General features: G+C 39.7%; 12 protein-coding genes and 1 pseudogene. 6 read left to right on the top strand and 7 right to left on the bottom strand.

Annotated elements, in window-relative coordinates; all coding sequences use genetic code 11:
- The coding region (locus ACTWPM_RS18095; protein ID WP_443134389.1) for an IS3 family transposase at positions 1 to 97 on the top strand (97 nt) is incomplete at its 5' end.
- Positions 98 to 315: 218 nt separating this feature from the next.
- Here ACTWPM_RS18095 and ACTWPM_RS18090 read toward each other — a convergent pair.
- Positions 316 to 732, bottom strand: a complete 417-nt coding sequence (locus ACTWPM_RS18090) for a universal stress protein (protein ID WP_443134384.1) — start codon at positions 730 to 732, stop codon at positions 316 to 318.
- A 230-nt stretch (positions 733 to 962) separates the two neighbouring features.
- On the opposite strand from ACTWPM_RS18090, the gene ACTWPM_RS18085 reads away from it, so the two are divergent.
- The 3 genes from ACTWPM_RS18085 (at position 963) to ACTWPM_RS18075 (ending at position 3299) form a co-directional block, all read left to right on the top strand.
- A complete protein-coding gene (locus ACTWPM_RS18085) occupies positions 963 to 2423 on the top strand; it encodes a SulP family inorganic anion transporter (protein WP_443134383.1) in 1461 nt (486 codons plus the stop codon).
- A gap of 22 nt (positions 2424 to 2445) precedes the next feature.
- Positions 2446 to 2868 carry a universal stress protein gene (locus ACTWPM_RS18080; protein WP_443134382.1) on the top strand — a complete coding sequence of 141 codons (423 nt, stop codon included), beginning with the start codon at positions 2446 to 2448 and terminating at the stop codon, positions 2866 to 2868.
- A 233-nt stretch (positions 2869 to 3101) separates the two neighbouring features.
- Complete coding sequence (locus tag ACTWPM_RS18075) at positions 3102 to 3299, top strand: hypothetical protein (RefSeq protein WP_443134381.1); 198 nt, start codon at positions 3102 to 3104, stop codon at positions 3297 to 3299.
- A gap of 402 nt (positions 3300 to 3701) precedes the next feature.
- Here the strand turns inward: ACTWPM_RS18075 and ACTWPM_RS18070 are convergent, their stop codons facing one another.
- The 3 genes and pseudogenes from ACTWPM_RS18070 to ACTWPM_RS18060 all read right to left on the bottom strand — a co-directional run bounded on the left by ACTWPM_RS18070 (position 3702) and on the right by ACTWPM_RS18060 (position 6461).
- Entirely contained in the window at positions 3702 to 3878 is a 177-nt protein-coding gene (locus ACTWPM_RS18070; RefSeq protein WP_443134380.1) for a hypothetical protein, read from the bottom strand.
- An 88-nt stretch (positions 3879 to 3966) separates the two neighbouring features.
- Positions 3967 to 4425, bottom strand: a pseudogene (locus ACTWPM_RS18065) (IS1595 family transposase); the annotation flags it as partial.
- 149 nt (positions 4426 to 4574) lie between these two features.
- Positions 4575 to 6461: an LTA synthase family protein gene (locus ACTWPM_RS18060; RefSeq protein ID WP_443134379.1), complete on the bottom strand. Its 1887-nt coding sequence runs from the start codon at positions 6459 to 6461 to the stop codon at positions 4575 to 4577.
- A 535-nt stretch (positions 6462 to 6996) separates the two neighbouring features.
- On the opposite strand from ACTWPM_RS18060, the gene ACTWPM_RS18055 reads away from it, so the two are divergent.
- Entirely contained in the window at positions 6997 to 7677 is a 681-nt protein-coding gene (locus tag ACTWPM_RS18055; protein ID WP_443134378.1) for a Crp/Fnr family transcriptional regulator, read from the top strand.
- Positions 7678 to 7773: 96 nt separating this feature from the next.
- On the opposite strand, the gene ACTWPM_RS18050 is transcribed toward ACTWPM_RS18055, so the two are convergent.
- Positions 7774 to 8430, bottom strand: a complete 657-nt coding sequence (locus ACTWPM_RS18050; RefSeq protein WP_443134377.1) for a haloacid dehalogenase type II — start codon at positions 8428 to 8430, stop codon at positions 7774 to 7776.
- 178 nt (positions 8431 to 8608) lie between these two features.
- Between ACTWPM_RS18050 and ACTWPM_RS18045 the strand changes: the two genes are divergently transcribed.
- Entirely contained in the window at positions 8609 to 9115 is a 507-nt protein-coding gene (locus ACTWPM_RS18045; RefSeq protein WP_443134376.1) for a peroxiredoxin family protein, read from the top strand.
- Between the two features lie 80 nt (positions 9116 to 9195).
- Here ACTWPM_RS18045 and ACTWPM_RS18040 read toward each other — a convergent pair whose 3' ends face one another.
- Together ACTWPM_RS18040 and cudC are read right to left on the bottom strand one after the other, a co-directional pair.
- Positions 9196 to 9405, bottom strand: coding sequence for a glutaredoxin family protein (locus ACTWPM_RS18040; RefSeq protein ID WP_443134375.1), 210 nt, complete (start codon positions 9403 to 9405; stop codon positions 9196 to 9198).
- Between the two features lie 191 nt (positions 9406 to 9596).
- On the bottom strand, positions 9597 to 10163 hold the full coding sequence (cudC, locus tag ACTWPM_RS18035) for a choline uptake/conversion transcriptional regulator CudC (protein ID WP_443134374.1): 567 nt from the start codon (positions 10161 to 10163) through the stop codon (positions 9597 to 9599).
- Between the last annotated feature and the right edge of the window lie 101 nt (positions 10164 to 10264).

Genomic DNA, 10264 nt, shown 5'->3' with positions numbered 1-10264 from the left:
AGAGGAATACATCCATTACTATAACCATAAACGTATCAAATCAAAGCTCAGAATGAGCCCCGTTTCTTATCGAACCCAGTTTCAAGAATCGGCGTGATAAGTTTAAGGAACGTGTCCAATTTTAGGGAGTCAGTTCAGGAGTGAAACGAGCGAGGAAGCTCACTGTTCCACCATAGGAAAGCGAGTTATTTCCCCACCAACCCTATACCTTTTAAGTAACGGACCAAGATTTATCTTGAATTCGAACCTTCAAATAACCGGCCCTATTGCGTAATAAGCCTCTTATGAAAAAGCATCATTAAAATTTAACAAAACCTATTTAATAATCAACACCGGACATTGGACCCTCTTCGCCACTTTATGACTCACACTTCCGAGAACCATCTCCTGGAATGTATTCAGTCCCCTGCTTCCGATGACCACCACATCATAATGATTTTCATTAACATGTTGGACAATGGCCGGCCCAGGATCACCTTTCAATATCTTTACTTCATAATTCATTCCCGCTTTTTTAAAAACCCCTTTGGTAGAAAAAAGACGCCCTTTTCTTACTGTAGACAGGTTTTCAGCATTTTCACTCAGGACATCGCTTTTAGAAGTTGAGCCACTAATGGCATATAAAATGGTAATCTGTGAATCTTCTGATAGCCGAGCTAACTGCAGCGCATGTTCAGCTGCTCTCACCGCATGATCCGATCCATCTGAAGCTAGAAGTATATGGGAAAACATTTGAACCGCTCCTCTTCTGCTATCTAATATTAAATCTATGTTAATGATACCGCTTAACTAAAGGAAACCTATTGCAAAACATTTTTCTTTATTATAGTCTATTATAGTCAGTTATAAAAGAACGGCATTGAAACTTAGTCAAAACAACATGAATTTAATAAATTTTAAATATATTTGGCCGCTGTGAGACTCAGCGGTCTAAACAATAAAAAAATAGAAAGAGGGTATGTATGTCAACTTTATCAATCAAAGAAAATTGGCTCGGAAACATAAAGGGTGATGTATTATCAGGGATCGTTGTAGCCTTAGCCTTAATTCCTGAAGCCATCGCTTTCTCGATTATTGCAGGTGTAGATCCAATGGTCGGATTGTACGCATCCTTTTGTATTTCCGTCGTGATCGCTTTTATGGGAGGGCGCCCGGGGATGATCTCAGGGGCCACAGGTGCTATGGCTTTAGTAATGATTACCTTAGTGGCGCAGCACGGAATTGAATATTTGCTCGCCACAACCATTCTTACGGGTATTTTACAAGTATTGTTCGGAGTCTTTAAGTTAGCTAGATTCATGCGGTTTATTCCCCGCTCCGTTATGGTAGGGTTCGTTAATGCTTTAGGGATTTTAATTTTCACTTCCCAGTTGCAGCACTTTGAGAATGAACCCTGGGTTATTTATGCATTAGTTGGTTTAACTTTAGCTATCATTTATCTATTTCCACTCGTTACAAAAACCATTCCTTCCACATTGGTCGCCATTGTGGTCGTATCCGCCATTGCGATTTGGATGAACATTGGCGTTAGAACGGTTGGGGATATGGGAGAATTAACACAAACGCTTCCTATGTTCGCTTTACCTGATATGCCGTTGAACTTTGAAACACTCATGATTATCCTGCCTTATGCTTTGGCCTTAACAATTGTCGGATTACTCGAGTCACTTCTTACGGCTTCCATCGTCGATGATATGACCGATACCGAGAGTGATAAAAACAAAGAAAGCCGTGGTCAAGGATTCGCAAACATCGTCACGGGGTGCTTTGGCGGCATGGCAGGCTGTGCGATGATTGGTCAGTCCGTCATTAATGTGAAATCCGGCGGGAATGGACGGTTATCTTCCCTCGTTGCAGGTGTCGTGCTCATGTTTATGATTATCGTCTTAGGTGGCGTCGTCGTCCAGATCCCAATGGCAGCACTCGCGGGTGTCATGATCATGGTTTCCGTTGGTACGTTTGACTGGAGCTCCGTCCGGAATATTCACAGAGTACCGCGTTCTGATGCGGCCGTCATGATTGTGACAGTATTAACCGTAGTCTTCACACACAATTTAGCCTACGGCGTACTTGCCGGCGTTGTGCTCAGCATGATTTTCTTTGCGGTTAAGATTTCCAAAGTAAATGTATTAACCTTGTACGCAAATGAAGGGAAAAAACGAATCTATTATGTGCAAGGTCAGTTATTCTTTGCGTCGGTTACAGACTTTCTTAATTCAATTGATTTCAAAGATCATGTCGAAGAAGTGGTCATCGATTTAAACGACTCCCATTTATGGGATGACTCAGCCATTGGAGCTCTCGACAGTATCGAATCGAAGTTTGAACAAAATGGCATTCAAGTTAAATTCATAGGCTTGAATGGGGAGAGTTCCCGACTCCTCGCTCGACTTGGAGGAGTATCCAAAGGCGCCGGTCACTAAATTATTGATAGGAGCATGATTTATGTATAAAAATATTTTACTCGCGACGGATGGATCTGACCATTCCCGTCGCGCTATAGATCAGACAATAAAAATGGTTTCACCACATAAGGACCAAGTGCACATTGACCTTATTTACGTAGTAGATGGTGAAACATCTAAGAAAGATGTATTAAAATACGGAGATTCCCATACAGCTACAAAAAAACGTAAAGAAAAATTCCTCGACATCATTCAATACGTGGAGTCTGAAGGTATTTCTACTAAGTTTATTATGTTACACGGAGATCCTGCGGAAGAGATGATTGAATATGCCAACCAGGAAGACTATGATTGCGTGGTCATTGGCAGTCGGGGGCGTAATAAGTGGCAGACCTTGATCTTAGGCAGTGTCAGTCACAAACTAGTGAAATATGTACAGTCTCCAGTAATCGTCGTTAAGTAAAAAAAGCGTGCAGTTCATTAATGAGCTGCACGCTTTTGCAAACGACGAAAATACGCCGAATGGCTTAACAGGGATTGAGCAGAAAACCATTTTCAGGAACTCTGCGACATAATTGTAACAATTCGAACTATGAATCACAAATAATTAAGGAAAATTGAGTAGATTCATTTACAATTTAATATAATGCAAAACAACCTGTTATAATTAATTAAAACAAAAAGCGGTGAGATTTAATGAGTTTAATTAAAACGTTAGTGGGCATTTTCTTTTGCGCTCTTTTTACGATCGTCGGGATCTATCGACTGAATAATGAAACACTAAATCACTTTCCATTTATCGTATCGATTGCTTTAACAATTGGCTGTCCCATTGGGATAGTGGTTATGACTTTCAAGATTATTAAAGCTAAACAAGAAGGTAATCTTTTTTAAAAAAATTTTCAACTACTAAGCTCTGGTAGGTCTCAAGAGTTCTTAAACCTTTTCTCCCCCTACTCCCTAAGCAAACTGACGCTCCAAGCCGCTTACTGACATCCATTCACAAAAACGGACCCTAACCGGACCTTTTTTTAGTTCCACTTCTTTGGATTGGTATGAACAGTACTTCTTCTATTTTTACATCCCGTCTCTAACTGTTTTTTCTTAATAGGCTCAGTTAAAGTTCAATGTTGATATATACAAAAAAAAGAGGACTTCCAAATAATTGGGAGTCCTCTTTAGCATTATTTTCTTATTGAACTAACGCTCGCCTTTAGTTGAAGAAATGTTTTTTTTACTTTAGCACCGTTAATGAAAATACCTACTAGGTAATCAGTCATATATTCATTCCACACGCTAACCCAAATTAAATAATTCCGCAATCATTTCATCACTTCCTGGAGTAAACATAAAAATTGAAAACGCAATACATAAGAATCCTATAAATACTAAGCTAATCTCTTTATTCCTACTCAGCCCTTTAACAACTAGAAATATGCCTGCAAATAATATTAAGAAATACCAAAAACCCATAACCTCACCCCTTAATAGAATAAAGTTCCGTACAACCTAGCACCAGTAGCACTATTATTTTTTACTTTTAAGTGACTCTTTAATAGCTTTACCAACTACACCCTTTATACACTAAACTTAGATAATCTAAGTTTAGTGTATCATATGTTTCTATATTTGGAATTATATTCCCTTTTATGATCCAATCGTTCATCGTGACTTCATTTCGCTGATGAGGAATGCTCTCTAACACTTGAAACCACGCAAGATAGTTGTTCAGATACTTGGTCGCCACACCGTTAAAGGTCTGTATCCAACCTTTCAGTCTTCGGTGTGGTAGTTGTTGACGTTCTGGATGTGGTTAAGTCACTTGGTACGAATTTTACCGTCAGATCTGAACTGATAAATGTTCATCCCTTTTATCAGCATCATAGGTTTTAAAGGCACGCCAAGCATCAGTACATAAGACATTTTCTTTCGAAAGTTTGGTTAACCTGCCCATTCATAACATCTAAGAAAAGGTCACCTCGTCACGGTCTCTTGCGACCAGGACACATACCTGTTCGTTGCAGTCATCACCAACTTACATTTGATGCTTCCGTTATAGAACCTTTGTTCGATTTTAGCGAATATCAACAACAAACTTAAACATAGTCTATTAATAAAAAAAAGCTTGCAGAAAACCCTAAGGTTATCCGCAAGCTTTTTATCAAGCAATTAATTCCGCTCTTGATCAATCATTTCTGTTTCATCAAGATATCGGAGCAAATCTCCGTAAACGATAGAGTCTGAGAGCTCCAGTTCTTCCTGCGCTTGTTTAAAGCCTTCAGCACAAGCCTCGCCTTCTACTTTCTCTCCAGTTTCTCTATCAAAACAGGTTTCATTCACACCTACATAATCCTCGTTAGCAAAATTACCATCTCGTGTAATGGTCATCTCGTTCCGATCTTTACTAAACAAATCATGACCGAATTGGACCGGGTTGTCATCGTCCACCCCTAAAAGATTCATGATCGTCGGACGTAAATCAATCTGTCCCCCAACAGTGTCATGCTCTTTTGGTTCTATTCCTTCTCCAAGAATGAGAAGAGGCACACGCTGTAGCTGAAATTGTTCATAGTCATTAATATCTTTGCCCAGATATTCTCCCATAGCCTTCTGGTGATTCTCGGAAATTCCAAAATGGTCACCATAAATGACAAGCACGGTATCATCATAAAGCTCTGAACGCTTGAATTCCTCGACAAACTGCTTTAAAGCTTCGTCCTGATAGCGAATCGTTTGGAAATAACGGTTCAGCGTACCACTTGAAGTATCCCCTTCTTCAATCAATTTCTTATCTTCCGGAAGGGTAAATGGGTAGTGGTTGGTCAGAGTAATCATCTTGCTATAGAACGGCTGCTCTAACTCTTCCATTTTATCTAAGGAGTCGCTAAAGAAGTATTCATCAAGATAACCCCACCCATAGGATTTATCTTCTGTCACGTCATAATCCTTTTTTGAGAAATACTTATCATAGCCAAGAGAGTCATACATGACGTTTCGATTCCAGAATGTTTGATCATTGGCATGCATATTCACAGACGTATAGCCCTCTTCCCCTAACACTTCAGGAGTAGCTTCGTATTCGTTACCCGCATGAGTAAAGAAGGCCGCTCCACGGTTCAGGCCATACAATGAATTATCCAGGATAAACTCGGAATCTGACGTGCGCCCCTGTTTAACCTGATGATAGAAGTTACTAAAGTAAGCACCTTCTTCTTTGAGATCGTTAAAATAAGGGGTGAGCTCTTTACCGTTTAATTCACGGTCGACAACAAATGTCTGGGTGCTCTCCAGGGATAAAAGAATCACATTTTTCCCTTCGGCAACTCCGTTCAATTCACTATTCGGATCTACGTCTTTTTCATTAATATAGTTTAATGCAGGTACTAATTCGTTACTATCCGCGAATGTTTTTTTCATCTCTGTTTGTCCCTGCAGCACACTATCGTAGATGTGAAAATCAAGCACGCCAATATTTTTCACTAACAAATTACGGTCAAAGGCCCGTTTTAAAAGCTCTGGACGCTCTGTCTGCGCCCAACCCAGGTTAATTAAAAATAACGGAACGGCAATAGCGGCCAGCACAAGACCTTCCTTGCGTTTCGGTAGAAAACTTTGAATTCGGGAAGGGTTCAGATAAATTAATAGAAAGATCGCTGCAACCACGTCCACAAACAGGAAAATATCTGTGGCTGAGAGTATATTTGTAATACTTCCTCCAAGACCTGCCAGGTTTGCTAATTGACCTAACATTGGAATCGTAATGAAATCATTGTACTCACGATAAAACAGAACATTGAGATAAAGTAAGACGGAGCCAAGAATATAGGCCCCAAGCAACCCTTTACGCCCGGCGAGTAAGATTCCTAATCCAAAGAGAAGAAAAATACTGCTCAAGGGATTAAAGGCCAGGATAGCTGCTTGATTTATATTTTCTAAACCTAAAGTGAAAACCCCGCCTTGAATAAACGTCATCTTCAGCCAAAACATAGCGAAAACAACAGCATAAATCAGCTTCTTTTTAGAAGAAGCATCATTTCTTTTCCATTTTTGAAACATTTATAAGCCTCCATCAATTGATTCTTGTGATTGTCATCATTTGCAGTACTTCCTTGGTGCATGTAAATTGATCGATTAAAGATTCCTATGGTTTTGCACCCATAGGCTATGGCTTTTCGCGTATTTCTTAATATCCTAATTCATCAGGAGCTCCTTGTTACAATTTACACCTAATCAATTATAATTATCTATATAGATTAATTTATAAATAAACAAAACGCAATAGTCCTCTTTTATGTACCCTATCCTATTCACAGCAACTCATGAAAAATTTGGAACATAGAGGTTTAAGACCATTCATACCTCTATACGTTTGGACCAGATATTTTGTTTCAAAATCTCTAAATAATTTTGAATCGGATAACTATTTTTTCTTGCATGTTTACCTAAACCTATTCTATTGTCAAATTGGCGGACCGCTCCTATATTGAAGTAAAGTAGTCAGCTTTCTTCCCACCATGAAAGATTGGTTTTATACCCACACTTTTTATCAAAAATTTTTTATAGCAACTTATCAACCGAACGAGGTGAAGAAATGGATAAGCTTACCTTACTCTCACAAATCAGTTTATTTGAAGAACTCTCCCAGGAAGAGCTCATGAGTATCGATCAGATGAGTGAGATGAGTCCCGTAAAAAAAGGGTCGACGATTGTTTCTCCTGAAAACAAAATGGATGCCTTATTTTTACTAAAAAAAGGACAGGTCCGCCTGTACCGTATGAACGAAGAAGGGAAGCAGTTTACACTCGATATTCTGGTGGATGGAAATATATTCGGTGAAACGTCCACCGTCAGTTTGACCGACGACCAAACGTATGCGGAAGCGATGACCGATACTTATATATGTACACTCAGCCACAGGGACTATGAGGAATTTATCAAAAAGAACCCGCATGTCGCTCTAAAACTGATCGATATTCTCTCTTCACGATTGAAAGACTTTTACAGTCTAAGCGAAAAAATTGCCTTAAGCGACGTGAAGCATCGATTGTTGTACCTGTTATTGATGCTCAGTCAAAAAACCGGCCGCCGCAAACAAAACTGGCAGACCATTGAAATGAAACTGACACATCAGGATCTCGCTAACATGATTGGGACGACAAGGGAGACGACGAGTGCCATGATGAGCGAATTAAAAAAAGACGGCTTCATTCGAAAAGTACGCTTTCTGGCCATCGACGCGGATAAGACGAAAGAGTTCTTAAATCTTTCCTAATCCTTATTTCCAGTCCGGCTGACGATTCAGTTCATAAATGATCTATTACTCATCCCACAAAAAAAGGGCCCCTACTCGGGCCCTTTTTCCTCTTCTCTAATTCCATTCGCGAATTCCGCTTAAATCATAATATTCACTGTCAGGCTGGATATTCAGCTCTTCCGGTACAAGCTCCTTGCGATTAATCCAAGCCGTATTAAACCCAAAGCTTTTGGCGCCTGTAATATCCCATGGATTGGAAGACATGAACAGGACTTCTTCCCTTTTTACATCCAGTCTCTCTAAAGCATGGTTATAGGCAGCCGGCGTAGGTTTATATTGCTTAATTTCATCCGCACTGATCACTTCATCAATATACTCATTGATTGAGGATTGCTCGACCAGAGGCTCAATCATATTGACCGAGCCATTCGAGAACACCACCAGTTTTTTCTCAGATAGCTCTTTCAGCACACTTTCCACCTCTTCAAAGAGATCCAAATCTAAATAGGCGTTCATTAGGCGCTCTTCATTTTCTTCAGATAACTCAACCCCGTTTTCTTTACAGGCGTAATTCAAAGCATCTTTCGTAATCTCGTCAAAAGGCTTATAACGTTCCACCAATTGTCTTAGAAAGAAATACTCCAGCTGTTTTTTTCTCCATGACTGGCTGATTTCGTCTCCTTTATTCGGAAAAATTTCATTACACTCTTTACCTACGGAATGAACATCAAATAACGTTCCATAAGCATCAAATACCAATGCTTTAATCATATATAACCCTCCTAAACTATTTTCCCTTTAGAGATTTCCCTGCAGGAGGAAATAAAAACGTTAAAAGGTCTACTCCAATTTACAGGTGTGCTTTTAATTGTGTCTGTAGGCTGCATTACATATAACTCCTAGAAACTCGTGTACAATAAAGAAGAAATCTTTAAGAAGGAGTGTTTCCATGACGACTTTCAAATTAAATCAACCAGCTCCAGACTTTACCCTGCCAGCTGTTTCAGGAGAAGACTACAACTTTTCCGAGGTCTTAAAAGAAAAGAATGATCAATGGCATCTCATCATTTACTTTCGCGGTTCCTGGTGCCCTGCCTGCATGAGTGAACTGCAGGAGCTTGAAGAAAGCAAAGGGTATTTCGAAAAACAGAACATCCACTTAACCACGATTACTCATGATAATAAAGAAGACTTAGAGAAAATGGTAGAGGAACACGGATTCACTTTCCCTGTCTTAATCGATGAGAATTTAGCTTTCTTGAAAGCCTATGGTGTTCATTATCATGATGAAGAAGCCCCTTACGAAGATCACGGTACACACGGGGACCCTGCCTACTTCTTAACGGATGAAGCCGGAAACGTCCTTTATCAGCAAAGACAAACCAGCCCATTTGGCCGTCCTCACCCGAAAGAGTTGCGTAAAATCATTCAATACATTAAGAAAAACTTAAAATAAGCTTTCCAAGCCAATGTAAAAACTTCTTGTCCGCTCCTAAGGCGGCAAGAAGTTTTTTTATTCGGGAGGAGCATATAATTTTATACTTCTAAAATCTCCCCTCCCTTCCATATTCCCTTGTCATTAACCAATACAGGGGTGTGCACTTCACCAATTAAATCCTTTAAATCTTTCCTGGCGCTGTTTTCTTCTAAGATATTGACTAATTTATATTCAATTTCTTTTTGATTTAAATGATGCATTGCCTGCGCACAAACGCTGCATCCATCCATAATATAGAGCACATTCATAATCAAGCTCCTTAGTTTAGTTAGTAGACATTTTTAGAAAAACAGGGGCTGGGAAAGCAAATTTCCCTCTCTCAAGCTTCAACTTCGACTTATTCCTTTCATTATATAGGTTTTATGAAAACAATACTGTAAGACGCCTTACATCCGTAACATGAAAAACCCCTCTTGAGTTTTTCACTCAAGAAGGGCGTTCAATCCTTATTCTTTTTTTCATAAGCCTCTTCTTCCACAGGCAAAAAGTCGAAAATTGTGCCGGACTCGATGGAATCGGCCAGGCGTTCGAGCCACTTACAATATTTCCGGTAGTCTTCAAGCTGTTTATAATCAACCTTTGCTCTTTCAATCATCTCGTCGTCTGTATTCTCGTCGTCAATCACCTGCTGAAGCATCCCTTCTGCATAATCAATCGCAGAGAGGTTTAGCTTGGCTTCACGCTCCCACTTGTTTCCAAAAAAATGAGAAAAATATTTAAAAAAGTTCTTCTCCGCTATGAAGGCATCCTTGCGCGAGCCCTTCTGCCACACTTTCTGGACAATACTGATCTCTTGCAGGTTCCGGACAGCAATACTCATGCTCGGCTTGCTCATTCCGAGATCATCCTTCATGTCATCGAGCGTCATCGGCTTATGCTTGAAGTACATCCTTGCGAATAACCGCCCGGTTGACGGAGTGATTCCATACAAGTCCATTGTTTCAGCAATAGAATTGACAACGGCTCCTTCCGCCTTTTCAATCAGTTCTTCTGACTTGTTATTCAAAGAATCGCCTACTCTCCTTTGGTTTTTTGTTTTTAAACATTTAATTTATTCAATATGAATTCAAAACTTTACGCTCTCACTATAACATAAATTGAAATCAG

It is taken from the genome of Halobacillus sp. K22, from assembly GCF_052246795.1.
GTDB lineage: Bacteria > Bacillota > Bacilli > Bacillales > Halobacillaceae > Halobacillus.
The sequence above is the reverse complement of the archived record's forward strand: the minus strand, read 5'-3'. Positions and strand labels throughout refer to the sequence as shown.

Bases quoted from the DNA above. Each gene is read 5' to 3' on its own strand.
- ACTWPM_RS18090 (WP_443134384.1), bottom strand. From the start codon at position 732: ATGTTTTCCCATATACTTCTAGCTTCAGATGGATCGGATCATGCGGTG.
- ACTWPM_RS18085 (WP_443134383.1), top strand. From the start codon at position 963: ATGTCAACTTTATCAATCAAAGAAAATTGGCTCGGAAACATAAAGGGT.
- ACTWPM_RS18080 (WP_443134382.1), top strand. From the start codon at position 2,446: ATGTATAAAAATATTTTACTCGCGACGGATGGATCTGACCATTCCCGT.
- ACTWPM_RS18075 (WP_443134381.1), top strand. From the start codon at position 3,102: ATGAGTTTAATTAAAACGTTAGTGGGCATTTTCTTTTGCGCTCTTTTT.
- ACTWPM_RS18070 (WP_443134380.1), bottom strand. From the start codon at position 3,878: ATGGGTTTTTGGTATTTCTTAATATTATTTGCAGGCATATTTCTAGTT.
- ACTWPM_RS18060 (WP_443134379.1), bottom strand. From the start codon at position 6,461: ATGTTTCAAAAATGGAAAAGAAATGATGCTTCTTCTAAAAAGAAGCTG.
- ACTWPM_RS18055 (WP_443134378.1), top strand. From the start codon at position 6,997: ATGGATAAGCTTACCTTACTCTCACAAATCAGTTTATTTGAAGAACTC.
- ACTWPM_RS18050 (WP_443134377.1), bottom strand. From the start codon at position 8,430: ATGATTAAAGCATTGGTATTTGATGCTTATGGAACGTTATTTGATGTT.
- ACTWPM_RS18045 (WP_443134376.1), top strand. From the start codon at position 8,609: ATGACGACTTTCAAATTAAATCAACCAGCTCCAGACTTTACCCTGCCA.
- ACTWPM_RS18040 (WP_443134375.1), bottom strand. From the start codon at position 9,405: ATGAATGTGCTCTATATTATGGATGGATGCAGCGTTTGTGCGCAGGCA.